The following is a 24359-nucleotide window of genomic DNA, read 5'->3' on the forward strand; positions in this document are numbered from 1 at the left end:
TTGAACCATTTAGAGCGGCAGGAGGCGAGAACTCATAATGAAATTGGGGCTTGAACGAAACCGCGGGCCTTCTCCCCCAGGGAGTGAAGCGGAGGGGCTGCCGGAGTATCAGAATTACGTATTGTCGCGAAAGCAAATTATGCTCTGCCTGACTGTAGGGGGCGCATTGTTCTTTGCTGTCGGATATATCTTTTTCCATTCCTGGCTGCTGGCGTTCCTGCTTACTGGCGCGGCGGTATTTGTACCGAAGCCATGGAGCAGGTACCTGCTTCGCAGGCGGAGGGAAGCGTTGAGCCTAAATTTTAAACAGGCGCTCTATTCATTGTCCTCCTCGCTGGCAGCAGGCCGTTCCGTCGAGAATGGATTTCGCGAAGCGATTCAGGATCTGCGGCTGCTGTATCCGGACGGCAAGAATGATCTCATGATCGAGCTTGGGATCATTTGCACCCGGATGGAGTACGGGGAGCCGATCGAGGATGCGCTGCAGAATTTCAGCAGACGGGCCGGCATGGAGGACATCAACAATTTTGCGGATGTGTTTACGACCTGCAAGCGCTCCGGAGGCGATCTGGTCGAAGTCGTGAGAAGAACCTCTTCTATTATTAGCGAGAAGCTGGAAATCAGCCAGGAAATCAGCGTCATGATTGCTCAAAAGCGTTTTGAGGCCAAGGCGATGCTGGCATCCCCCGTCCTGTTTCTATTGTTCATGGATTTGACTTCTCCGGATTATATGCAGCCGCTCCACCAAGGAGCTGGCCTGGTCATTTCGTCGGTTGCCTTAATTCTGTTTGCTTTATGCGCCTGGATCATGATGAAGATCATGGATATCCGTGTTTAGGAGGGGTGCTCACATGGATATGAACTTGCTGTGGGGAATTTTGGCGATCGTCCTGCTCCTTGCGTGGAGTGTGCTGTACGGTCAAACGTCGCGGCGGTATCCCGGTGCTGCGAAGCTGGAGATGGATGGTATCCGGCTGCAGAGATTTGCTCCTCCGATGCTTTATGTGTTGGAGCGGATTCAGGTGTCGCAAAGGTTTCCGTTGTTTTTCTTCAAAATTCAACGTTCGGTGAGGCAGATTAACGGCCAGCAGCGCGGCGGGGAATACACGATGCTGTTTCTGGCGGAGATGCTCACCTATAGTTACTTGCCGCTGATAGGCGGCTGTCTGATCTCTATAGCGATGGAGGGAGAAGCCAGCGGGTTCTTCATCGGGGTGCTGCTCGCCGTCCTGCTGCCGGTCGCGCTGATTAGCGATCTGCACGGCAAGGTGAAGCGGCGGGAACAGCAGATTCTGCTTGAACTACCGGAGCTGCTGAATAAAATCATCCTGCTTGTCGGCGCCGGATCGACTGTGCAGCAGGCGATCAAGCAATGCCTGGAACGGAAGCGCGGGCAAGAGAGTCATCCTTTGTATCGCGAGCTGTTTCAAATGCAGCGGGAGTGCGAAGGAGGATATTCCTTTGCTCAGGCCATGGAAGGCTTTAGCAAGCGCTGCGGTATTCAGGAGGTGTCTGCATTTACGACGGCGGTATTATTGAATTTTCGCCGGGGCGGCAGCGATTTCGTGCTGGCGCTTCGCGATCTGTCCCATTCGCTGTGGGAGAAACGAAAAGCGGTCGGGAAGACCTTGGGAGAACAGGCTTCATCCAAGCTGGTATTTCCGATGGTACTGTTGTTTTTAATTATTGTTGTTTTGGTGGGGACTCCCGCATTTATGATTATGGATTTGTAGCTTTTAGTTATTTATTAAATCGAGGAGGAATTTGGCCATGTTAAAGGTATTGCGCGGAAGAATGGGAGAGCTATGGCGAAATGAGGACGGTCTCGGCATGCTTGAGATGATATTGATCATCGCGGTCATCGTTATTATTGCTGTCGTCTTTCGTAAGGAGCTGAAGGCGATTATTGAGAATCTGCTCTCCAAGGCCGGCAAAAAAACGGACTCATTCATGGACGGCGGAGAATAGTGAAACTGCTACGGAACAAGGATGGTAACTTTACGATAGAAGCCTCACTCGTATTTCCGGTCATATTTTTTACGATATTGCTGCTGCTGTTTTTTTGCATGTATTTATACCAAAATGCGGTGCTGGGACATACGGCTTCTGTAGCTGCCGAGCGAAGCGCATATGTCTGGGACAACAGCTACCGTGAACCAAGGGCAGGTGCCTATGAGGATGATCAGCATGATTCGCTGTACTGGCGAATACATGACGACGGGATGCTGCAGATTCTCTTTGGCTCGTTCGGGGGGAATTCCTCGGCCTTATTGGAGCTGCCAAGCGGTGATGAATACGGCAGCAGTCTGCCTTTGAAGAAGCTGGGAAATACCGGCCGTGAAATTCCAGCTGGGATAGAAGGGCAAATGAAATACGATAACAGGCTGCTGTTTCGTAAAGTTTCCGTATCTTTAAAGCGAAACGTCCCCCTTGCTCCGCTGGAGGCGGTCATCGGGGACGTCATGCAATCAGGGCATTCCGCTTCTTATATTGTAGAGCCGGTGGAATGGATTCGCACCGTTGAGCTGGCCCGTTATTACGGAGCAAGGTTCAAGGGAACCGGGAAGGAGCATGTCAATCAGGCTGATGCAGGGAAAGCGCTGAAATTATATGCAAAATAAGGCCGCGTCATTATGAAGGGGGTTCCTATCTTGGATAAGCACCGTTCAGAACAGGGGGCAGTAACGGTATTTCTGATTGTAATTTTTGCGGCTGTCTTTGCTTTTGTGGCGATCTTTATTGATTTTGCCAGAATGTCGGCGCTTCAAGCGAGAACAGAGGCGCTCGCTCATGCGACATCACGCTCCGTTCTATCTGCGTACGACAAGCAACTGCTGGAGGAATACGGATTGTTTGCGTTTGGCGAGACGGACGAAAATTATTTAATGTCCAAGGTGCTTGAGGATAACTTTCATCTGGCAATGCGAAGTGATGATTTGCCCATCATGGGAGCGCGGTTGGATTCTTCCTCTGTAGAATTGCAGCGACCATTGGGAAACTACTCTGTCTTCAGGCAACAAATTCGCGAGGAAATGAAATATAAAGCACCGATTGATTTTGCGATCGAGGTCGTCAATAAATTCAAGCCGATGTCCCAGGTCATGAAAGAGGCCTCTAATACGGTGGATTTGCTTAGCAAGCTTCAGAGGCTGTATGAGCAGCGGGAGAATAAATTGGATCAATTACTGTCTGCGCAGAAGCAAGCCGCTGCATCGGCAAAGGGATATACAGACCGCCTGGCCCGGGGAAATTATACGTACATTTCGGACAATTCATTGGGCGGCCGGATTCACCTGATTGCTGATGCGGCCTCCCAATACAGTGACTACTTGGCCAAAGCGGAAGAGGATCGTGATAGGGAGGCGTCCGAGCGAATGTATTCCGATCTGCTGGCGGATTATCGGTATGCTGCGGGCAAGGCTTTTAATGCACTTTCGCAAGCTGATGAGGAGGCCGCAGCGCAGCATGTCCAGCATCTTCCCGCGGCTAGAGCTTTACTTGAAGAGATACGGGATATCAACGAGCAAATGCGACAGGTCATCAAGGAGTCCGAGAGCAGGCCGGCGCAGTATGGATATGATTCAGTATCCCAGGGACTAAGCATAGGAGGAGATGAAGCCGCTTCCGGCGAGGCGGAAATCGCCGAGATCCGGGGCAAGAGTGATGCCTTGCTGCTGCAGGAGTCGCTCTTAGAGGACTTGGAAGCAGGGATCGACGCCCAAGAGTCGAGCTTTGACAGTGCTCATCAAGCCGTTGTCTCCTTGCTATCCAGATCTTCAGCTATAGGTGCTGTATCTTCCGGCAGCGCCAGCGGCTTCAAATCGGAGACGATTCATTCTAGTCGTGAAATTGATCGTTACTTGCGGACTTATTCCGATTCAGGGAGCGGCAATGTGCTGCAGCAAATTCAAGCCGTAGTTGAGGCTCACCGCACGAGCGACGCACAGCGCAAGCAGACGGAGAAGCAAGCCGCTGCAGAACTGAAGGATGCGTTCAATTTACTCCGTCAGATCGAGGAACTTAAGGGCAAAATGGGCGAGCACCAGAAGCAATTCGATGTGCTGAAGTCTTATTTTGATGACAATCGCTCCTTGAATCAGGATCATTCCGCGGAATCGGGCCAAAGTATCCGGGGGCGCAATTCTGATCCTTACGAGATGGGAGAGCAGGCCATGGGGGGCATGGATGCTTTGTACGCGTCCTTGTCCGACATGATGTCCAGCATAACGGACAATGGCTATCAGACGGAGTACATTGTCAGTTACTTTGATTTTTTCGATGTCAGCACGCTTAAGGAGCTGATGGAAGGCCGGTCGGATAAGCTGGATGCGATGATAGAGCAATTTGCCCCGCAGCGGCAGGAAGTGGAATACATATTGTACGGTTTTCATAATCCGGCGGGAAATGTTGCCGCCGCCTACGGTGAAATATTCACCATGCGTCTGGCGATCCGTACAATGGAGGGACTCATCAAAAATGCAAACAAGGTCAACCCGCTATTGATTCTGGCTTCCGCCTTGCTTTATGGAGTTGTCGAGGCCGTCAAAGATATGGTTCGGCTATGTCAAAAGGGCAGCATCCAGCTTAGCGATTATTTGAGAATTGAGCTTTCCTATAGGGATCACCTTCGGTTATTTCTGCTGCTGCATGGAGCCGGAGACAAGCGTCTGTCGCGGATGTTATCGGTAATTCGCTTTAAAACGGGCATCAATCCCGATGAAAGGGCTACTTATATTCAAGGCGAAGTAAGCGTAGCTTTACCATTATGGTTTTTGCCGGGGGTGTCCAAAGCCATTGGCAGTGCCGGCGGTTTACAGGGACGAGTGGAAGGAAGCCGATATTATGCCGTCAAACAAGCGCATTATTCATATTGAAGCTGCTGATAGAGCCTCTCGCGGGAGCATTGTGCTGGAAGCTTCACTTGTGTTGCCTATTTTCATTATGGTCATGTTCTTCTTCATATACATGGTTCAAATGACCGTCTATTCCGTACAATTGCACAGCGTTACTTCCAATGCAGTAAGGCAGGTGTCTGCGCATATATATCCTGTTGCCTTGGCCGCAGACAAGTATTCGGAGCCAAACAACGGAAACAGGAAGGATGATGACGGGACTCTAGAGCAGGGGAGCGAATTTAACTGGAATATGCCCAAGCTGTCGCTGTCGGAATGGGCCGGGCAGTATGCTGATAAGCTTCCCGAACCATTATCCAAGTGGGTCACGGATGCGGCAGCCAAGGGGGATGAACCGCTGAGCGACTTAAAGAACAGCGTGCTGGAAGCGGTTCTTGATCCCGTAGTGAAACCACTGTTGCAGCCGTTCGTGCAGGATACAGTGCTTAGCGAGCGGTGGATTCATGTGAGCCGGATTACCGTGCCTGATCTGAAGACGGGAAAAAATCCTTACTTCGGCATCGAGTTAAGCTATGAGCTGCCGATTAAAGTGCCCTTCAGCAATCGGAATATCGTGCTTCAGGCGAGGGCGCAGGAACGGCTCTGGATCGGGGATACGGGTGAACTGGAGACGGACGCAAGCAGGGAACAGGCCGACGGACAGGCTCCGGTGATCTTGACTAAGCCTGACCCGGCATATGCCGGCCACAAAGCGCGGATCAGCGCGCAAGTCGAGCCGGGCTCGACCGCCAAGCTGACGGTTTACTACAAGAGCGGGGTAAGCCAAGCCAAGTTTCTAGGGGAGGCTTCTGCGGATGAAAACGGCATTGTGGAGTGGCAGTGGCTTGTCGGAGGGAATACGACGCCTGGTACCTGGACATTTGTCGTCGAGACGGAGGATGGACTGCGCACGTCAGCAGAGTTTGCTGTTGAAAGTCCGAATAAAAAATAACGGGGAGAGCTGCTATGCTTGTGGAAATGTGGGGCTGCTTTTTATTGCTTGCCGCTGCGTTCATTACCGATATTCGTACGATGAAAATCCCCAATGTGATTACAATAGCCGGAACGGTGCTCGGTATTGCATATCATGGGATTTTCGGCGGGGCATCAGGTTTTGGATTTGCTATAAAGGGCGCTGCCGTTGGCTTTGGCGTGATGGCGATTTTGTATGCGGTGCGAGCCGTAGGTGGGGGAGACGTAAAGTTGTTTGCCGGAATTGGGGCTTGGGTTGGCGTACCGTTAACGTTATCCGTGCTGATGTATTCGCTTCTGGTTGCCGGCTGCATCGGCATTTTGATTCTGATTTGCAGAAGGGAAGCGATGAGGCGGATTGGCGGCATACTGCGCAGTGTAATGGGAGTCATCATGCTGCGCAGCATAAGACCGATTCAATCCATTGCAACGAATGATAAGCCGCTGACCTTTCCGTTCATGCTGGCTGTGCTGCCCGGCGCCATCATGGCAGTCTATTATTTTTAGGGGCGGGGAGTGAGCTTAAATTGAAAGGGATAGTAACTGATTTTGTCAGGAATGACGGAACATATATGGTGATTAATGCAGGAGAGGGGCTGCATGCCGAGCAATTGAATGGCGTTCAGCGGAATATGCTGAATTCGGTGGTGATCCCTCATCTGCTGCGGCTTGATGTAAGGGAGATTGATTTCAACGTTACGCTGCATTATGAGATTACTGGAAAAAGAATGCTGTCGCAGTGCCTAAAAAGCGATTGGCTGACCATGACGGAATTTTATAGCTTTCTGCTGCAAATCGTTAAGATTCTTGATAATAGCAAGGAATACATGCTTTCTTCCGGAAACTATCTGCTGGATGAGGATCATATCTTTGTCGAAGATCCGCTGCCCAGCGGCACCGTTTATCTAGCTTATTTGCCGTTGCTCCATATGTCGCCAGATCATTCCGTAGCCCAATCTATGCTGAATCTCGTCAATCGATTGATGACAAGAGTTAAAGATATGGAGGGGAGCGGTATCCAGAAAATTATCGGTTTATGCGGAGGAGAGCTGTTCTCGGTCGCCGGGCTCAAGGATTTGCTGACATCGTTGCTACTCGAGGAAGATTCAAATGGGGAACAAGGAGAGCTGTATGTTCCGCCTACTGCTCGTGAACCAGGCCTAAACTCACGCCCAATTCAAAGCCGAATAAATATATTATCCAATTCTGCCAGCATTCACGCGGGGACTTTGACGGAGGCAGAAGAAGATTTACAGGAGGAGGAGACCGGAAGCCGAACTGAAATTAAGCCTGCTTATATATGGCTAGGCGCTGCGTTACTAGTTGCGCTAATTTGGAAGCTCGCGTATTTGGATAGGCCCTCTGGCGGCGGATTGTATATCAGTACGGGATCATCTCTGGTTGTAACAATCATTGCGCTGCTAATAACTAGCGGCAAACTTGATCTGCTTAGTTTTTTTAGGGACAAGGGCAGTGAGGAAAGGGATCTTCAAATTGAAGATAAGGTTAGCTTGACTGGGGAGAAAGATGATGGCGAAATCGGCTTCACCAAACGCAGCAAGCTGAACCGCTATGAGGAGAAATGGAGATGGAATCATCCATCCCCATCTATTGCGCCTTCTCCAAAGCGGTCATTCGAATCCTGCGAACCGATTCAGACACCAACAGCCGAGCCGCACCACGAACTTGTTGAAGCGCCCCCGGCTGCAGCGTTCCCGGCCACCGTACTATTAAAGGATTTAGCGAAGTCAGAGCAAGGTCAGGTTGGGAGTGTAAACTTTTTACAGAAAATGACCTCTTCAGGTACCGGATTCGAACGAATACCTCTATCCAAAGGCAGCTTTATTATCGGCCGCTCCGAGGAATTAGCTCAATATGTGGAGAAGGAGGCCGGGGTATCCCGTGCCCACGTCGAGCTCATGATCCTAGAAGATGCCTGCCGCATCAAGGATTTAGGCTCAAGAAACGGCACCAAATTAAACGGCGAACTGCTCGCGCCTTATAAAGACTATCCGCTCGAGCCGGGAGATTCGATTACCATTGCCGAGGTTATGTTTCGCTACATCAGAGAGATTCAAAATTCTACATGACGAAGGGAAGGAGTGAACCGTAAAAAAATATGTATGCATAGCCCGCTGTCTACCCGGACGACGGGCTTACTGGCGTTTCTTCAAATCAGAATCGAACTTTAATTTCCTAATGAACTAAAGTATTCGATTATTTCCTGAGAAGGAGTTGCTTCAACATGCCAATACTCTTCAGTCCTATCATCTTCTTCACCATAAGATATTTTTATAAACATATTCTGATAAATATCAGCAATCTGTTTATTTATTGTTTCCTCATTAATAACGTAACCTCTAAACAAGCTTAATCCGAAAGGCTCCTTATTAGGCTTGAGGTTAGTTTCAGTATCATTTAGTGCATTTGTAGTTGTCAAGTCACCGGTTAAAAGATAATCAATCATACTTGGCTCCAAAGTAAATGATTGAATGACATTCTTCAGTTCTTCTGTATAGTTATCCATTACAATTTCATAAATGAAACGATCAGCGTCTTCCTCATGATTAAAAGTGACAGTAGCAGATATATTGTATTTTGTACTTGATTGATTTTTTTTGAAAACATTTTTGTTTTGGGATATTTTCTTTTCTAAATCTTCTTTTTCAGAAATTTTTGTATATCCATCAGTTCGAATCTCATTTTTAGTAATGTTTGATATATTCTCCTCGGCGTTGGAAGAAGTATTTTTGTCGCAAGCTACAGCTATTAACAAGAAAATTGAGAATATAATGAGAAATTGAATTTTGCATTTCATTATATGAAACCTCCATACTATTCAACTAATATGTGTTTACCACAATTAAAGTTGTATTATGTAAATTTTTTGCCCTCCAAAGAACATATTCCTTGGAGGGCCTCAAAATTAATTAATACCATTCCTCAGTTGTATACTTTTTCCCTTGCAGGTAGTTATTATATGCTTGATTTTGTATATTGGTATTGTCGTCATAATGCGAAGCCTTTTGAATTCTTTCTGGTCCATACCCATATTCTGGCGTGAAGTCCTTTGTGCCTTGTCTTTGAACTTTGTCTGTGTTCCAATAGACAGAATAATAATATTTGTAAGTATTTCTGTTTGTGCTTTCAAAAAGTGTATTCCAAGTATTATTATACCAAACCTGTCCTTGCTTAGTTGGATAGGTATAGCCAACCATAGTTTTAGCTGTTGCTACTTTTGTTACATCTATATTATCTAAGAGTAAACCAACAACGTTGTAAATAACGGAAGCAACGGTTCCCTTTATAAAATTACCAATAATCCACATGAGATTATTCTGAATAGTGCTGAAGGTTCCTGAAGCTATATCTTGAACAGCAAGTTCAGCGTAAGAACCATACGTAACAAGATTTACTCTAATAGCACCTCTTGGATCTATTGCAAATGGTTGAAAATTTATCGATTTTTGCTTCGAAACATTTGCAGCTAATTCATCACGTGGATCATTATTAACAATGTAATTACTCGTTTTTGATTTTTGTAAATCACTTAAGTCTGTTCTATGAGATAATTGACTCATATCAGGGTTACCTGCAAACACTCCACCTGGTATAGCATCAGCAGTATGCACATGCTTTAAAATTATTAAGTTTTTTAGCTAAAACTAAGTAAGAAAGGATAAAATCTTTGAACAGATCAGTATTCGAAATGCATTGGCAATATTATTCGTCGATTGAAAATATGTTAGTAAAAACTAATCAATTTGTAACTCATTCTGATAAAAACAAAAATGTTTATTCAGATGAGTTTGCTTCTATTTTATTATTATCTTGTTCGGAACTAGATTCATTATTTAAACAACTTTGCATTAATTATGGTATCCAAAGTGAAGGTAAGTATTTTAAGATGAAAGATTATGTCCAAGTTATTGCAAAAAACAATGATATTGGTTTTGCAACTGGTATGCGAACAATAAACAATGACGAGATAGTAGTTTTTCCGTTTGAAAATATTGATGCTTCGAAACCATATGCTAATTTGAATTGGTGGAAAGATTATCAATCGATTAAACACGATAGAATTAAAAATGTCACAAAAGGAAACTTATTAAACGCGGTTAACTCAGTTGCAGCGCAATTTATTATTCTGAGACAATTAATCGAGTTTATTGACGAATCCAATGGACAAGATTATTTAAGGAAGAATTATTGGTCTGAATATTGGATTCCATGTGTATAAAAAAGCACAAGCAAGATACCGATGCTTTTAATAAGTTAAGTTCTTTGTAAGGTTCAAGTTGATTTGAACCAACTTGAACTAAAAAATCGAGAAGCCTTTTTAAAATCACTCCAAATTACTTGGAGTGATTTTATGTTACCATCATTTAAGCATTATAGTTATGGTGAAATAATCCCAAAGGTGATTAAGAAAGCATAATTTTTAATTTGGAAAAGAGATGGTTAGTAGTGAGTAAATATTGAATGGAGAGTTCATACACCAGATAAACAAATATTACATATGCGTGATCAAAATTGGGTGTTTGCTGCATGGGAAATTGCTAGACTTGAGGAAAGATTGGTGAAAAGTCTTTAGTCGTTCATGTGGATTTCCATTTTGATGATGTTCTAGGAGTTATGATAGATCGCTTGCACCTTCTAGTAAATATTATGCATATAGACAAATTTTATTTGGGCATCATTAGAAAGAGGAACTGTCGAAGAAGTGGAGAAAATAATCTACATATGAATTTAATTGGAAATTTTATTGAGAGATGCCAAATCTCTATAAGTTACTGCTTCGGGAGGATAAGCTAATGAACACTATTACTAAAAATCAACATTATATTCCTCAAAGTATACTTGCTAATTTTGCTAATAATAAAGGTAAGGTATTCGAGATACTTCTTAAGCAAAAAAAGATCTACCCAATTAGTTATAGACAATCTATGTCTGAAAGGTATACATATGAACATCCTTATTTAGAAGAGAACTACTTGGAAAAGGAATTTGGCAAAATTGAAAGCTACTTTGCTCCAGCCATGAGAAAAATCATCGAAAATCTAGAGTCTGATTCAAATTATATCGAGGACATAAAAAAGCAGGCTGAGACCTATATGAGAGATTTTTTTGTTTTTTATTACAAAAGTGGAGCATTGCTTAATGAATATGCTTTTGATGGGCTTCATAAAGACGATAAGATTCCTCTGATGCTGGAAAAAATAATGAATTCAATATACTTAGCGGAATTGAAAGATACAATAATTAAGTATTATGATTTTTCAATTATAAAAAGTGAAGAAGATAGTTTTTTACTTAGCGATCAATATGTGACTACTTCAGCTTTAAGTATTAAGGGGCAGTATATAAATATAAGCAATCGTCATTTGGGATTAAAAGATGTGTTAATGCTAATTCCTTTATCCAGCAAATATTATATTGCCTATTTTAATGGAGAAAAACCAGATTATATAAAATCTACCCAAGTTAATATGTTGTCAAATGAACAAGTTAAAGAAGTGAATAGAACAATTATTAACAATTCATATGTTAAATGTATAGGAAAGTATAGAGAACCGATAGAATTAGTTGCAGATGATTTCAGAATTGAATCCCCGTCAAGAGCCGTAGCAAGTTATGAATCAGGTAAACAAACCGTAGCATTAAGGAAGAAAGAGGTGTTCTTTTTTGACAGAGATATTGAGCAGTGGGATTTTTTTCGAGAACTTAAACATACCATAAATATAAATACCAAAAGGAATGAAATTTGTAAGTGTGGAAGCGGTAAAAAATATAAGAGGTGCTGCCTGAGTAAATGTCAAAGGAATTATTCCATTGTGAATAACATGTATAAAAAAGGGCACCATATGATAATTAAATCCCATCCTAACGCATTAATAGAAAAATCATTAGACGAGTATAGTTTTATTTCCGAATAAAACTATGACTTGCGTAAAATATATTTTTTGGAAGAGTATACTGATTATGAACTGGCTTGACTCCGACAAAGAAATTGATCGTATCCAAAAGAGAGGTAATAACAAATTGGTTGAACTAGACATTGTTACAGCTGGCCCTACAAAATAATCCCTCCTGAGCTATAGCACCTTCTCCAAAGCAGTCATTCGAATCCTACGAACCGATTCAGGAGCCGATAGCCAAGCCGCACCGTGAGCTTGTTGAAGCACCCTCGGCTGCAGCGTTCCCTGCCACCGTGCTATTGAAGGATTTAGCGAAGTCAGAGCAAGGTCAATCTGGCAGCGTAAATTTTTTAGAGAAAATAACCTCTTCAGGTGCTGGAACCGAACGAATCCCTTTATCCAAGGGCAGCTTTATTATCGGCCGCTCCGAGGAATTAGCCCAATATGTAGAGAAGGAGGCCGGGGTATCCCGTGCTCACGTCGAGCTTATGATCCTAGAAGATGCCTGCCGCATCAAGGATTTAGGCTCAAGAAACGGCACCAAATTAAACGGCGAACTCCTCGCGCCTTATAAAGACTATCCGCTCGAGCCGGGAGATTCGTTTACCATTGCTGAGGTTACGTTTCGTTACAGCAGGGAGAATCAAAGTCCCAAGGGAAGAAGTGAACCGTAAAAAAATATGTATGCACAGCCCGCTGTCTCTCCCCGGACGACGGGCTTACTGGCGTTTCTTCAAATCTGCTGCGGCCGCTTCCAGTTCCGGAAACTGAAAACGGAAACCGTGCTGCAACGCCTTTTGGGGCAAAACCTTTTGTCCTTCCAGCAGCAGAGCGGACATTTCACCAAGCATCGTCTTTAATGCGAAGGCTGGCAGCGGAAGCCAATACGGTCTGCGGTGAATCCGGCTAACGATCCTGCCGAATTCTTCGTTAGTTACTGAATTTGGGCTTACTGCGTTGACTGCGCCATTCACTTCCGAATGCATCACGCAGAAATCGATCAACTCTACGATATCGTGGAGATGAATCCAGGGCACCCACTGCCGGCCAGTGCCTATTCTGCCGCCCGCTCCAAGCAGAATAGGAAGGCGCATGAGCGGATAGGCGCCGCCCTTGTTTCCGAGCACTACGCCCGTCCGCAGCTTTACGAGCCGAATGCCCTGGAAACCATCCTCTGCTGCGGCTTCCCAGCGCCGGGTCACATTTGCGAGAAAGTCATCCGCTTCAGGCTGAGCGCTCTCATCAAATGTATCTGTCAGGGATGTTCCGTATATTCCAACGGCCGAGCCTTGAATAACTACTTTGGGCTTGGTGTTCAGGGATTGTACCCATTTGGCGGTCAAATCCGTCGCTTGCAGCCTGGATTGCAGAATGCTGTCTTTGGCTTTATCAGTCCAGCGCTGATTCAGGGTCGTACCGGCCAAATTGACGACTGCATCCACCTCGATGCTGCTCGAAGAAGGCTGAGCAAGCTGCTCCCAGGTCAGGTAGGCAAGAGGAACGGTGAGCTGCTTCGTCTGAGGCTTGGGATCGCTTTGATCATACTGCTTGGGCTTGCGGCGCGTGATAACCGTAACTTCATGCCCCTGCTGCTGCCAGAAGGAGGCTAAAGCACTCCCGATAAATCCGGTTCCCCCGGTAATACAAACTTTCAAAGCGACCCCTCCTAGAAAATATATATATTATAAGAAAAACATCCGGCTAGCTGGCGTTCTTCAAACGTCGCGGCCGGATGCATAACCTGGGCTATTTGTTGATCAGATGCTGATAGGGGCGGTAGTCAATATTGCTCTTTTCCAGAAAACTCATTAGGAACTTGTAGTCCCGCTTTGGCGTAGCCACAATATAGCCTTTGATGCAGTGATCCTGCGTAACCTCGGCCGCTTCCTCCTGCAGGGCGATTTTGCCGATTTCAGCGGCAATCGAATGCTTGGCGATATCCCGGAATGGGGTCGGTACGGGCTGTACCAACAGATCAAGAAACGCCTTCGCTTCATCCGTCCACAAATGCCGGCTTTTCTCCACCCAATGATTCTGCCAATCGAGCTTGGACATGCCATCGGCTTTGGGGAGCACCTTCAGAAATTTGCGGAACATGAAAAAACCGCCGATGCACATGACGCCGAGCATGACGAAGCCCCAAAATGCTATCGAGTTCATAAACCAGCGATTCGGCCCGGTCGAAGCCAGTGCAAACCAAGTTATATTCAAGTGCGGCATCGATTCATTCACCTCGAAAAATTAGTCCTTAAAACCCTTCAATCTTTAAGAATTATACCTTATTTGTGGATTTATATCGATATTCAAGATAAAATAGGTTTGTTTAAAGAACGTTGTCCATAAGGGGGATAAAGGAAATGTTAAAAATAGGTTCGCATGTCTCGTTCTCGGACAAGGGGCTATTAACCGCAACAGAGGAGGCCGCATCTTACGGCTCCAGCTCGTTTATGATATATACCGGCGCACCACAGAATACGCGCCGCAAACCGATCGAATCGATGAATATCGAGGACGGCAAGGCCGCGATGGCCGTTGCCGGCATTGACGAAATTGTCGTCCATGCGCCTTATATCGTTAATCTGGGTTCTTATAAGTCTAACACGTACCAGCTGGCGGTAGACTTCCTGCAAGAGGAAATTCGCCGTACCCATGCGCTGGGCGTGCGAAATATCGTGCTTCATCCGGGCGCATTCACGGATAAGGATGCCGAATACGGCATTAACCGGATCGCCGAAGGCTTGAATGAGGTGTTGAACGGAACGGATGAAACGGAAGTCAACATCGCATTAGAGACGATGGCCGGCAAAGGGACAGAAATGGGGCGCAGCTTCGAGGAAATCGCCGCCATCATCGACAAAGTCCAGCATAACGAGCGCCTGACGATCTGCTTGGACACCTGCCATATTCATGATGCGGGTTACGACATCGTTAATGATCTCGATGGCGTGCTCCGCCAGTTCGATCAGCTGGTCGGTTTGGACCGGATCGCCGTAGTGCATGTCAATGACAGCAAAAACCCGGTAGGGGCGCGGAAAGACCGCCATACGCCGATCGGTACCGGATGGATCGGATTCGAAGCTCTTAACCGCTTGGTGCATCACGAATTGCTGCAGGGGCGTCCGTTTATTCTGGAGACGCCTTGGATCGGCAAAGAAGCTAAAACTCAGCGTCCGATGTATGAAGTCGAAATCGCCCTGCTTCGCGGCAATGTTGCCGAAAGATTCGGTGAATCCTTCCTGTCGGAAGTAGAACTGCTAAATAGCTTCTTTGCGAAACGCGATATTGAACAGCGTGCGTACGTGCTGGATACATGGAAATTGCTCAAGGATGATGCCAAAGCAAGAAAGGCGGATCCGCGAGAACCGCTGGAGCGGCTTTACGATCTCGTATTGGAAGCCAATCTGTTCCCGGACTACAGCGAGGAGCAAATCAATTTCCGGCTGATCGGCTGGCTTGCAGCCAAAGGTCTGTAAATCAAAGCACGAAGTAGAATCAAAATAAGAACCAGTTGTTTACAATAGTTAGCAGGAGGATTTGATAGAAAGATGGATATACATGTAAAATCAGGCGCAAGACCTGTCAAACCTTATGAGAATCACCGGGCGCGGATGTTGATTTCATGTCCGGACGGGCCTGGCATCGTGGCCGCGGTGTCGGATTTCCTGCATCAGCATGGAGCAAACATCGTACAATCGGACCAGTATACGATGGACCCCGAAGGCGGCATGTTCTTCATGCGGATCGAATTCGATCTCGAGCGGTTGCATGACAATATGGATCAAGTAAAGCAGGACTTTGCGGTTATTGCCGCCAAGTTCGAAATGAAATGGGAAATCTATCCACTGAACAAGAAGAAGAAGCTGGCTATTTTCGTATCGAAGGAGGACCACTGCCTCGTAGAACTGCTGTGGCAATGGCAAGCCGGGGATCTGGATGCGGAAATTTCTATGGTCATCAGCAATCATCCCGACAATAAAGAATACGTCGAATCGTTCGGCATTCCGTTCCATCATATTCCGGTTACGCCGGATACGAAGAGGGAAGCTGAGCAGAAGCAGTTGGAGCTGGTTAATGGGAAGGTCGATTTAATCGTGCTGGCCAGATACATGCAAATTCTGTCACCTGCTCTAATCGAGCCTTACCGGAACCGGATCATAAATATTCACCACTCGTTCCTGCCGGCCTTCGTAGGCGGCAAACCGTACGCCCAAGCCTATGACCGCGGCGTAAAGATCATCGGCGCAACCGCCCATTACGTTACCGAGGAGCTGGATGGCGGCCCAATCATAGAGCAGGATGTTCAGCGCGTTAGCCACCGCGATGACGTTGGCGAGCTTAAGCGGATCGGCCGTACGATCGAAAGAGTCGTTCTGGCCCGCGCCGTCAAATGGCATATCGAGGATCGCATTCTTGTGCATCAGAATAAAACCGTCGTATTCAGCTAATAACGACAAGGTAAATAGATTACCTCAACAACTAGAAAGCCGTCTCAGTTGGCATGCCTGTCATACTGGACGGCTTTAGTTGTATATTTTTCGCGGATACTTGTAAGTTGCTGCCGTTTTATGCAGAAAAATAGAAGCCGGCTTGTAAACATTTTACGCTTGAATACGTCCTTATATATAGGATCATTTTCATGATGAGAGGAGAGAATCATTTGTTCTTATATGACAAGAAGAGGGTATCCCTGGCGATGCTGTGGCTCTTAACCGCGATAATCGTGCTGCTGCCGGGGGTTGTGATTCCTCAAACTGCCTATGCGGCGGAGCCGTCGATCAGCATTAAGACGGAAATCGGCTACGATGGCCATTACAAAATAGGAGAATGGACGCCGCTAAAAATTACCCTGACCAGCGACACGGATATTTCCGGGGATATCGTTGTCCAAACAGAATACCCGTACAATTCCAATCGGGCTTCGTACGCGGCAAAAGTTGATTTGCCGGCGGGTACTCCAAAGGAAGTCACTTTAGGCATCTTAGGAACTTCCTTTCATAAAGATAACAACTCGATTCGTTTCTATAAAGATTCAGCGGAAACGGGAAAATACATCCCCTTTAAAGCCTCGACCCCGTATTTGAATACCAGCGGGGACAATGGCACCTTAATCGGCGTACTGGCTTCGGATCCGGACAGCATGAATTTTCTAAACGTGCTGAACGGCAAGGGGAAGGACGTGAAGGTTATTCCGCTCAAACCGGAGCAGCTGCCGGAGGACGGCGTGCTGCTGGAGGGGCTGGATATTCTCGTCATCAATAACTACCCGGCGGGCAAACTCGGGGATAAGCGAACGGAAGCAATTAAAGCGTGGGTGAAGGCTGGAGGAACGCTTGTACTGGGTGGAGGCGCAGGTTATACGAAAACGGTTCAAGGGCTCGAGGATTTGTCGCCCGTAGACTATTCGGGACTTGCCGATGTCACTTCCCTACAGGAACTGGAGAAAGCGACAGGCAAGTTGATCCCCCTAGATGGAGCCATTCCAGTTTCGGCCGCTAAGCTGAAAGAAGGTGCACGAACACTTATAAAAGGTGAGCAGCCGCTGTTCGCCTCCTGGAACGTAAGCAAGGGCAGCGTCATTTATGCGGCCTACGATGTTTCCATGGAGCCTTTGCAATCGTGGTCTGGTCATGCTGATGTATGGAATACGGTGTTTCAGCAGCATTCCCCTTTGGCTTCGGCTTCGCAAGGCGGTATGCCTGGGAGAGGGGATTTGGCGCAGAGGATCAACTATTTGCTGGACTATTTCCCGAGTCTGGCACTGCCGCCTTTTTCCTTGCTGCTCTGGTTGCTGCTGGGATATGCGGTCGTCGTTGCGCCGGGGCTCTATTTCTTACTGAAAAAGCTCGATAAGCGAGAGTGGGCCTGGCTGCTCATTCCGGTTATTGCCGTATTGGCCAGCGGAGGAATTTATGTGGCCGGCACGACGGGAAAAAGTACGCTGCGCACGAACACGCTCAGCATCGTCGAATTGAATGGCCATGGGTATGCCGAACGAAGCACGTCCACAGCGTTATTTATCCCGCGAAGCGGCGATTATAAACTAAATTTTCCGGCGGGTACGCACGTTACAGTGCAGCGCGAAGACGGACTCATTTCCGGTGGACAGGCGGTTGGCTCGGAGCGGCAGCTGATTCGGTTCGGTGACAGCGGTACGGCTGTCGATTTAAAGGGAATGACGCATCGCTCCCTTGCCAAATTAACCGTGAGGCAGCTAGAGGATCGGCAGCTGGGCCAGGTGGAGTTTGACATCTCCATTAATGCCCAGGGCGTTCCTCAAGGGACAGTGACGAACAAGACTTCTGCAGATTTAACGAACACGGCGATTATTTTGAACGATAAAATATATTTGCTTGGCGATATCGCCATAAATCAGACGGCAGCGATTACCTCCTTGCCGTTGACCATCACCTACAATGATTACGGCTACTTAATGTTTCCTTCCCAGGGCAATCGTGTGGAGGATATGAAGCTGGAGCGGCCTCGTGGTCTCGTTAACGCCTATTTCAGCCAGAACAATATGACGAATAACTATGCCTTTATCGGCTGGAGCAAGGATGAGCTGCTGAATTATGAGGTGAATGGCAAAAAAGTAGCCGCTGACCCGCTGAACATGTGGGTTCAGCGCGTTGAACCGGAATTCCACAAAGACGGGCAATGGAACATACCTTACGGTTATATCGCGCCTGCCGTCAGCAAGGCGACTTCCTCCGACTGGGGGTATGAAACGAGCCGGAGTATTCATATGTCCGGGGGCGAGCTGGAGCTCGAATACATTTTGCCAAGCAATGTGAAATATTCGGAGCTTGTCATGCGCCAGAACAATAGGGGGTACAACATGACCGTGGCGGTATGGAACGCGTCCAAGGGAGAGTCTGAGCCGATCCAATGGAATCAAGGGACAGCGGATCTTCCCCAGCCGATTGAGCAATACCTGATTGGGGGAACAACGCTGCGCGTTATCGTCACGGCGCAGGATTGGAGCAGTTTCGATTTGCCAGAAATCTCTGTAAAGGGGAACAGCAGCCAATGATCGAGATACGTAATTTAACTAAAACTTACGGCGGTTTCGAAGCGCTGAAGTCGGTGAATATTTCCATTTCAAAAGGAACCGTATTCGGCTTTGTTGGGCCGAATGGAGCCGGCAAATCGACGACGATGTCTATTCTGGCAACGCTGCTGCTGCCGACCTCCGGCACGGCATCGGTAGGCGGCTTCGAGGTCACTGAGCAGCCGCATGAGGTACGAAAGAGAATAGGCTATATGCCGGATTTCTTCGGGGTATATGATCAATTTAGAACGACGGAATACCTGCATTTCTACGGAGCCAGCTACGGCATTCCACGGCCTGAACGGGAGAAGCTTATTCCGCAGCTGCTCGAGCTGGTTAATCTAAGCGATAAGCGGGATGCCTACGTGGACAGCTTGTCCCGCGGCATGAAGCAGCGGCTGTGCCTGGCCCGCTGCCTTGTGCATGATCCGGACGTGCTCATCCTCGATGAGCCGGCATCCGGTCTCGATCCGCGGGCGCGGATCGAGATGAGGGAGATTTTGAAAGAGCTGAAGCTGATGGGCAAGACGATTATCATTTCATCGCATATTTTGCCCGAGCTTGCGGAGATGGTGGATGAGATCGGCGTCATTGAGCACGGCGAGATGGTTGCTCAAGGCAAGGTGGCTGACATTCAAAACCGCCTGCGTGTGAAGCGGGTGCTGCATATTCGCGTCATGGACCGTGGAGACGAGCTCGCTGCCATGCTGCGGGATGAACGCCATGTCAGCCAGGTGCTGAGTGACGAAACAGGGGTTCATGTGCATTTCGGCGGTGGTGATGCCGAGCAGGCTCTGTTGCTGAGCAAAGTCATCGGCGCAGGCTATGGGGTCGTATCTTTCCATGAAGCACAGACGAATCTCGAGGATGTATTCCTGGAGATCACGAAAGGAGGCGCGTCAGATGGATTGGCGTAGAATTCTAATCAATCCTGTGATGGATAAGGAGTTCAGACTGCGAATGCGCACCTCCCGTTCCGCGGTGACGGTGCTTGCATATGTTCTGGTCATGGGATTTCTGGCGATGGGCATCATCTATGTCTTGATGAGCAGCGGAGCTGGTCTGTCAGGGCGGATCGATCCAAGCACCAGCCGCGTCATGTTCTACGCGCTCAGCATCGCCCAGCTTGTTCTCATCGCATTTATGACGCCTGCGTTGACGGCTGGAGTCATTAGCGGAGAGCGGGAGAAGCAGACATTGAACATGCTGCTGACGACACAGCAGAGCTCGTCGACGATTATTTTGAGCAAACTCGTATCGTCCTTGAGTTTCATGACGCTGGTCATTTTGGCGACGCTGCCCGTATATAGCATTGCGTTTCTTTACGGCGGGGTTGCCCCGAAGCAGCTTATATTCGTTTTCTTGTTTTATTTGTTTATCATGCTGCTGCTCGGCTCGCTTGGGGTGCTTTTCTCTACGCTGTTCAAGCGGACGATCGTCGCGGTCATTATGACTTACGGGGTAGGGCTCGTTATTTTCCTCCTTACCGGGATTATTTACTTGCTTGCCATGGGCGTTGTCCAAGCTAATTATTATGCTGCGGGGACGGTAACTGCGCCGGATTACTCGTGGATCGGATTCATTCTTGGGCTTAATCCCGCAGGAGCATTGATCAGCATCTTTGAACCTTCGTTTTCGGATTCCGTCTTTCTGACGCGGTGGAATAGCCAGCAAGCTGGTGCGCCGATCCAACTGTGGCAGCAGTTCCTGTTGGTATATACTGTTGTAATTGTATTGGCGCTGTGGCTGGCCATCCGCTACATTCGTCCGGTCAGACGTGCTCGAATCAAGAAGCGGCTGCAGACAGACTGGGAAGCACATGAGAATGAGCAGACGGAGAAATAACCACATATAAAAAGGGTTTGCAGATGGATTGAGGGAAGGAGGCGGGCAGCATGAAAGAAATTTACGAGCAGCTTAACGTAGTCCGGCGCCGCATGCAGTGGCTCAAAGCCTGGAAAGGAACCCGCTACGGACTGCTTGCCGGGCTGGGAGCTGCACTGTTGTGGTTAGCCGCCGGGCGCGTGTGCCCGATAGATGGCCTGCTGTGGCAAGGAGCGGGGCTAGTCGTGCTCTGCACGCTATGCGGGCTGCTATGGGGATTATTCGCCAAACGAGTGTCTTTGCCTGAGGCGGCTCGCAAGATGGATCGGGCGGTTGCTGGTGAAGAGCGCCGCGACGACATGGCGACAGCTCTGGCGTATGGTGAATCCGACGCGTTAGCGGCAGAATGGCAGCGAGCACAGGCTGTTCAATACGGTTCAGCGTACATTCGCGAGATCAAGCGGCGCCTTCCTTTCCCGGTTCGCCGCAAATTTTGGCTCTCCGCCACTAGCTTATTAATAGTGCTCGTCATCTTGGCTATTTTGCCGAATCCGATGCAGCAGGAACTTACGAAGCGCAAGGAGCAGAAGGAATGGGTAAATGCTCAGCAGCAGAAGACGGAGGAACAACTGAAGGAGCTGGAGGCACGCAAGCTTGAGCCGATCGCGAAGGAGGCGCTAGCGAAGGAAATCGCCGAGCTGCGGCGGGCGCTGGAACTCAGCAAAGAACCGGAAGAGGCGCTGGATAGCGTAGAGCATGCGATGAAGAGCCTGAAGGAAATGTCCGATAAAATGGAGTTGAAGCAGCAGGAAATGGAGAAATGGCTGGAGGGCTGGAAGGCCAATCCGTTATCCCTAGGGCTGGCGCAGGCGCTAAAGCAGCAAAATCAGCAGACACTGAGCGAGAAAATGGAGGAATTTCGCCAAAAGGCCGCCTCCATGTCTACGGAGGAACGAAAGCGGCTGGCCGAGGATTTGCGGCAAATTGCAGAGGCCGCTCCTCAGAACGATGAGAAAGCCCAGCGGTTGGCCGAAGCATTGAAAAAGGCAGCAGAGGCACTTGAGAATGGAAATTCGCAAGAAATAGAGCAGGCTTTGGAGCTTTTGGAGCAAGCGATCCAAGAGAGCATGGCTGGCATGAGTTCCGACCTTGACCAAGCTGAGGCTGCCGCGGCTTTGGCGGCCGCGCTGGCTAAGCAAGGGATGGGGCTGGCGGAGCAGATGGCCGCCTCCGGGCTTGCCGTATCCGATACGTGGAGCATGGGAGGAATCGCCGAGCAATGGGCCGGTGATGCTGTGCTAGCTGGCGGGGAACCGGGAAGCGGGACTTCCGGTGAAGGCGGAGCTGGCGACGGTTCGGGACAGGGGCAAGGTCAGGGCAGCGGCCAAGGCTCTGGCTCTGGAGCAGGCAGCGGCAGCGGCGGGCAGGGAGCCGGCAATGGACAGGGCGCTGGGCTCGGCAGCGGCGGACGCGAGCTCGTAACGACGCCTCGCGATCTGAAAGGCAGCGGAAACGTTGAGCGGGACAGCGGTGAAATCCATGGCGGCGGCGGAGATGTGCAAAAGGGCGGCAAATCGCCTGTATTTGACGGCGTGAGCCGGCCTTATGATGAGGTGTACAGCGATTATGCCGCCGAAGCGAAGCGCTCCCTGGAGCGGAGTGAGCTGCCGCAAAGTGTGCAAAGCCTAGTGGAGAGCTATTTTACGGAAATAGACCCGGGGTATTAGTTGAGGATGAAGCAGAAGGGGGACATATGATGTTGGAAGCAAATGTGCAGGTGGAGTCGTGGAAAAATACGATATCCGGCGTGCGGGAGCAGATCGGGAAAGTCATCGTGGGCCAGGAGGAGATCGTAGAGCAACTGCTCTGGTGCGTCTTTGCCGGCGGGCATGCGCTGCTTGAAGGCATTCCGGGACTCGGAAAGACGATGCTCGTCCGGACGATTGCCGATACGCTGGACTTGTCTTTCTCGCGAATTCAGTTTACGCCCGATTTGATGCCGAGCGATATTACCGGAACGAATGTCATTCGCTTCGGTCCACAGGGCAGCACGGACACTGTCTTTCAGCCCGGGCCCGTATTCAGCAGCATCGTGCTCGCGGACGAGATTAACCGCGCCACGCCGAAGACACAGAGCGCCATGCTTGAGGCGATGCAGGAGCAGACGGTCACCGTCGGCGGCGAGACGCACAGGCTGCCGCAGCCCTTTTTTGTCCTAGCGACGCAAAATCCGCTGGAAAACGAGGGGACGTATCCTTTGCCGGAGGCACAGCTGGACCGCTTCCTGTTGAAAATTCATGTCAGCTATCCATCGCCCGATGAGTTGAAGGAGATCGTCCGCCGGACAACTTCCGGCAGTCAGCCGACTGCCGACAAGCTGGCTTCAGCCAGCGAGCTGCTGGAAATCAGGCGGGCTGCGAAGGAGGTTCTGCTTGCCGACGATGTGCTGGATTACGGGGTTCGCCTGCTGATGATGACGCATCCTGAAGAGACCTTGGCTCCGGATTCCGTCCGCAAATATTTGCGCTTCGGTTCGGGACCGCGAGGAATCCAATCGATCGTATCGGTGGCCAAGGTCAGAGCGATCACGAAGGGGAGAATGCATGTATCCACAGGAGATATTGCGGCGGTTGCCGTTCCCGCATTGCGCCACCGCCTGTTTCTGAATTTCGAGGGGCAAGCGCTGGGAATCTCCACGGATTCGCTGATCGAGGATATTCTGTCCGCGCTTGAGGGAGCAAGAAGATGAGCGTGCCTCTCCTTCCACCGTCGCTTCTTCCCCGGCTTGAGCGGCTGTCGATCGACTCCAAGCGGCGAGTTCGCGGAACGATGCAGGGCAAGAGGCGCTCGAGCCGTTTCGGTTCATCTCTGGAATTTGCCGATTACCGCGAATATGCGCCTGGAGACGATATTCGCCGCTTCGATTGGGGCGTCTATTCAAGGACGGGCAGACCCTTCGTCCGTCAGTATTGGGATGAGCAGGAGCTGCAGGTGAATCTGTATGTGGACGTATCCGCCTCGATGAACTTTGGAGGAGAAGAGGCGTTCGGCGCAGTGGATGGGCTTAAGCCAGCTGGGAACAAGCTGAACTATGCGAAGCAGCTTGCCGCTGCGATTGGATATATGGCATTGGCGTCTTATGACCGCGTTCAGGCTGCCGTATTCGAATCGGAGGTGAAGGGGCAGCTTCCGCCTGTGCGTGGAAAAGCCTCGGCGGCTCGGTTGTTTTCATTTCTACAGTCGGCCGAGCCAGGCGGCGAGGGTCGGTTGTCCCAGGCGCTGCGGCAGCCCAAAGCGCTTCCTAAGCAGCCGGGGATGACCTGGATTTTTTCGGACTTCTGGCTGGATGGAGGCATCGAAGAGCTGGCGGAGACCTTGTCCTATTTTCTTGCTGCGGGACAGGAAATCGTATTGGTGCACGTATTAGCGCCGGAGGAAATATCCCCTGCCTTAAGCGGAGATTTGCGACTGGTGGACAGCGAGCTCGGAACGGGCAAGGAAATTGCTTTGACCGGAAAAGTGCTTGAGGAATATAGACGGACGCTGCAGGCTTACCAAGCGGAAATTGCGCGATTCTGCAGTGAGCGGGCTATTTTTTATATACAGGCAAACACGGACGTGCCGCTGGAAACAGGAATCTTCGAGACGCTGCGCGGAGCTGGGGTGCTCGGCTAGCAATGCGGACTTATACAACAAGAAGGGGGT

General features: G+C 49.0%; 23 protein-coding genes. 19 read left to right on the forward strand and 4 right to left on the reverse strand.

Annotated elements, in window-relative coordinates; genetic code table 11:
* Positions 1-37: 37 nt before the first annotated feature.
* From ACYUJT_RS01135 to ACYUJT_RS01170, 8 genes are read left to right on the forward strand one after another with little or no spacing between them, the layout of a single operon-like run.
* Positions 38-838 (forward strand): type II secretion system F family protein, encoded by an 801-nt coding sequence (locus ACYUJT_RS01135; RefSeq protein ID WP_460318149.1) that lies wholly within the window; start codon positions 38-40, stop codon positions 836-838.
* A gap of 19 nt (positions 839-857) precedes the next feature.
* Positions 858-1733, forward strand: a complete 876-nt coding sequence (locus ACYUJT_RS01140; protein ID WP_460319715.1) for a type II secretion system F family protein — start codon at positions 858-860, stop codon at positions 1731-1733.
* 37 nt (positions 1734-1770) lie between these two features.
* Positions 1771-1968, forward strand: a complete 198-nt coding sequence (locus ACYUJT_RS01145) for a Flp1 family type IVb pilin (protein ID WP_460318151.1) — start codon at positions 1771-1773, stop codon at positions 1966-1968.
* Positions 1968-2621, forward strand: coding sequence for a TadE/TadG family type IV pilus assembly protein (locus ACYUJT_RS01150; protein WP_460318153.1), 654 nt, complete (start codon positions 1968-1970; stop codon positions 2619-2621). The genes ACYUJT_RS01145 and ACYUJT_RS01150 overlap by 1 nt, the downstream gene beginning before the upstream one ends.
* Before the next feature lie 30 nt (positions 2622-2651).
* On the forward strand, positions 2652-4874 hold the full coding sequence (locus ACYUJT_RS01155; RefSeq protein WP_460318155.1) for a hypothetical protein: 2223 nt from the start codon (positions 2652-2654) through the stop codon (positions 4872-4874).
* Positions 4843-5844 carry a TadE/TadG family type IV pilus assembly protein gene (locus ACYUJT_RS01160; protein ID WP_460318157.1) on the forward strand — a complete coding sequence of 334 codons (1002 nt, stop codon included), beginning with the start codon at positions 4843-4845 and terminating at the stop codon, positions 5842-5844. Before ACYUJT_RS01155 ends, ACYUJT_RS01160 begins: the two co-directional genes overlap by 32 nt.
* Positions 5845-5858: 14 nt before the next feature.
* On the forward strand, positions 5859-6371 hold the full coding sequence (locus tag ACYUJT_RS01165; RefSeq protein WP_460318159.1) for an A24 family peptidase: 513 nt from the start codon (positions 5859-5861) through the stop codon (positions 6369-6371).
* 20 nt (positions 6372-6391) lie between these two features.
* A complete protein-coding gene (locus ACYUJT_RS01170) occupies positions 6392-7954 on the forward strand; it encodes a DUF6382 domain-containing protein (protein ID WP_460318161.1) in 1563 nt (520 codons plus the stop codon).
* Positions 7955-8052: 98 nt separating this feature from the next.
* Here the strand turns inward: ACYUJT_RS01170 and ACYUJT_RS01175 are convergent, their stop codons facing one another.
* Positions 8053-8682 carry a hypothetical protein gene (locus tag ACYUJT_RS01175; RefSeq protein ID WP_460318162.1) on the reverse strand — a complete coding sequence of 210 codons (630 nt, stop codon included), beginning with the start codon at positions 8680-8682 and terminating at the stop codon, positions 8053-8055.
* A 112-nt stretch (positions 8683-8794) separates the two neighbouring features.
* Positions 8795-9496, reverse strand: coding sequence for a hypothetical protein (locus tag ACYUJT_RS01180; RefSeq protein WP_460318164.1), 702 nt, complete (start codon positions 9494-9496; stop codon positions 8795-8797).
* 77 nt (positions 9497-9573) lie between these two features.
* Between ACYUJT_RS01180 and ACYUJT_RS01185 the strand changes: the two genes are divergently transcribed.
* The 3 genes from ACYUJT_RS01185 (at position 9574) to ACYUJT_RS01195 (ending at position 12456) form a co-directional block, all read left to right on the forward strand.
* Positions 9574-10104, forward strand: a complete 531-nt coding sequence (locus tag ACYUJT_RS01185) for a hypothetical protein (RefSeq protein WP_460318166.1) — start codon at positions 9574-9576, stop codon at positions 10102-10104.
* A 574-nt stretch (positions 10105-10678) separates the two neighbouring features.
* Positions 10679-11800, forward strand: coding sequence for a DUF4238 domain-containing protein (locus ACYUJT_RS01190; protein WP_460318168.1), 1122 nt, complete (start codon positions 10679-10681; stop codon positions 11798-11800).
* Positions 11801-12081: 281 nt separating this feature from the next.
* Complete coding sequence (locus ACYUJT_RS01195) at positions 12082-12456, forward strand: FHA domain-containing protein (RefSeq protein ID WP_460318170.1); 375 nt, start codon at positions 12082-12084, stop codon at positions 12454-12456.
* A gap of 45 nt (positions 12457-12501) precedes the next feature.
* On the opposite strand, the gene ACYUJT_RS01200 is transcribed toward ACYUJT_RS01195, so the two are convergent.
* Both ACYUJT_RS01200 and ACYUJT_RS01205 read right to left on the reverse strand, forming a co-directional pair.
* The gene (locus ACYUJT_RS01200) at positions 12502-13437 is read right to left on the reverse strand and encodes a TIGR01777 family oxidoreductase (RefSeq protein WP_460318172.1); all 936 of its coding nucleotides are present in this window, start codon (positions 13435-13437) and stop codon (positions 12502-12504) included.
* A 91-nt stretch (positions 13438-13528) separates the two neighbouring features.
* The gene (locus ACYUJT_RS01205) at positions 13529-14002 is read right to left on the reverse strand and encodes a DUF2621 domain-containing protein (protein ID WP_460318174.1); all 474 of its coding nucleotides are present in this window, start codon (positions 14000-14002) and stop codon (positions 13529-13531) included.
* A 137-nt stretch (positions 14003-14139) separates the two neighbouring features.
* Here ACYUJT_RS01205 and ACYUJT_RS01210 point away from each other — a divergent pair, with 137 nt between their 5' ends.
* The 8 genes from ACYUJT_RS01210 to ACYUJT_RS01245 all read left to right on the forward strand — a co-directional run bounded on the left by ACYUJT_RS01210 (position 14140) and on the right by ACYUJT_RS01245 (position 24329).
* Positions 14140-15255 carry a deoxyribonuclease IV gene (locus ACYUJT_RS01210; protein ID WP_460318177.1) on the forward strand — a complete coding sequence of 372 codons (1116 nt, stop codon included), beginning with the start codon at positions 14140-14142 and terminating at the stop codon, positions 15253-15255.
* Between the two features lie 72 nt (positions 15256-15327).
* Positions 15328-16227 carry a formyltetrahydrofolate deformylase gene (gene purU / locus ACYUJT_RS01215; protein WP_460318179.1) on the forward strand — a complete coding sequence of 300 codons (900 nt, stop codon included), beginning with the start codon at positions 15328-15330 and terminating at the stop codon, positions 16225-16227.
* Between the two features lie 191 nt (positions 16228-16418).
* On the forward strand, positions 16419-18812 hold the full coding sequence (locus ACYUJT_RS01220) for a DUF7408 domain-containing protein (RefSeq protein ID WP_460318181.1): 2394 nt from the start codon (positions 16419-16421) through the stop codon (positions 18810-18812).
* Entirely contained in the window at positions 18809-19747 is a 939-nt protein-coding gene (locus tag ACYUJT_RS01225; RefSeq protein ID WP_460318183.1) for an ABC transporter ATP-binding protein, read from the forward strand. Before ACYUJT_RS01220 ends, ACYUJT_RS01225 begins: the two co-directional genes overlap by 4 nt.
* Positions 19734-20675 carry an ABC transporter permease gene (locus ACYUJT_RS01230; protein ID WP_460318185.1) on the forward strand — a complete coding sequence of 314 codons (942 nt, stop codon included), beginning with the start codon at positions 19734-19736 and terminating at the stop codon, positions 20673-20675. Before ACYUJT_RS01225 ends, ACYUJT_RS01230 begins: the two co-directional genes overlap by 14 nt.
* 50 nt (positions 20676-20725) lie before the next feature.
* On the forward strand, positions 20726-22381 hold the full coding sequence (locus ACYUJT_RS01235) for a phage tail tape measure protein (protein ID WP_460318187.1): 1656 nt from the start codon (positions 20726-20728) through the stop codon (positions 22379-22381).
* A gap of 29 nt (positions 22382-22410) precedes the next feature.
* A complete protein-coding gene (locus tag ACYUJT_RS01240; RefSeq protein WP_460318189.1) occupies positions 22411-23403 on the forward strand; it encodes an AAA family ATPase in 993 nt (330 codons plus the stop codon).
* Positions 23400-24329, forward strand: a complete 930-nt coding sequence (locus ACYUJT_RS01245) for a DUF58 domain-containing protein (RefSeq protein ID WP_460318191.1) — start codon at positions 23400-23402, stop codon at positions 24327-24329. The genes ACYUJT_RS01240 and ACYUJT_RS01245 overlap by 4 nt, the downstream gene beginning before the upstream one ends.
* The last annotated feature ends 30 nt before the right edge of the window (positions 24330-24359 follow it).

It is taken from the genome of Paenibacillus sp. YSY-4.3, from assembly GCF_054767475.1.

Coding starts and splice junctions, on each gene's coding strand:
- ACYUJT_RS01210 (WP_460318177.1), top strand. CDS start 14,140: ATGTTAAAAATAGGTTCGCATGTCTCGTTCTCGGACAAGGGGCTATTA.
- ACYUJT_RS01140 (WP_460319715.1), top strand. CDS start 858: ATGAACTTGCTGTGGGGAATTTTGGCGATCGTCCTGCTCCTTGCGTGG.
- purU (WP_460318179.1), top strand. CDS start 15,328: ATGGATATACATGTAAAATCAGGCGCAAGACCTGTCAAACCTTATGAG.
- ACYUJT_RS01205 (WP_460318174.1), bottom strand. CDS start 14,002: ATGCCGCACTTGAATATAACTTGGTTTGCACTGGCTTCGACCGGGCCG.
- ACYUJT_RS01230 (WP_460318185.1), top strand. CDS start 19,734: ATGGATTGGCGTAGAATTCTAATCAATCCTGTGATGGATAAGGAGTTC.
- ACYUJT_RS01185 (WP_460318166.1), top strand. CDS start 9,574: ATGCATTGGCAATATTATTCGTCGATTGAAAATATGTTAGTAAAAACT.
- ACYUJT_RS01145 (WP_460318151.1), top strand. CDS start 1,771: ATGTTAAAGGTATTGCGCGGAAGAATGGGAGAGCTATGGCGAAATGAG.
- ACYUJT_RS01235 (WP_460318187.1), top strand. CDS start 20,726: ATGAAAGAAATTTACGAGCAGCTTAACGTAGTCCGGCGCCGCATGCAG.
- ACYUJT_RS01240 (WP_460318189.1), top strand. CDS start 22,411: ATGTTGGAAGCAAATGTGCAGGTGGAGTCGTGGAAAAATACGATATCC.
- ACYUJT_RS01190 (WP_460318168.1), top strand. CDS start 10,679: ATGAACACTATTACTAAAAATCAACATTATATTCCTCAAAGTATACTT.
- ACYUJT_RS01135 (WP_460318149.1), top strand. CDS start 38: ATGAAATTGGGGCTTGAACGAAACCGCGGGCCTTCTCCCCCAGGGAGT.
- ACYUJT_RS01160 (WP_460318157.1), top strand. CDS start 4,843: ATGCCGTCAAACAAGCGCATTATTCATATTGAAGCTGCTGATAGAGCC.
- ACYUJT_RS01220 (WP_460318181.1), top strand. CDS start 16,419: ATGATGAGAGGAGAGAATCATTTGTTCTTATATGACAAGAAGAGGGTA.
- ACYUJT_RS01165 (WP_460318159.1), top strand. CDS start 5,859: ATGCTTGTGGAAATGTGGGGCTGCTTTTTATTGCTTGCCGCTGCGTTC.
- ACYUJT_RS01225 (WP_460318183.1), top strand. CDS start 18,809: ATGATCGAGATACGTAATTTAACTAAAACTTACGGCGGTTTCGAAGCG.
- ACYUJT_RS01175 (WP_460318162.1), bottom strand. CDS start 8,682: ATGAAATGCAAAATTCAATTTCTCATTATATTCTCAATTTTCTTGTTA.
- ACYUJT_RS01245 (WP_460318191.1), top strand. CDS start 23,400: ATGAGCGTGCCTCTCCTTCCACCGTCGCTTCTTCCCCGGCTTGAGCGG.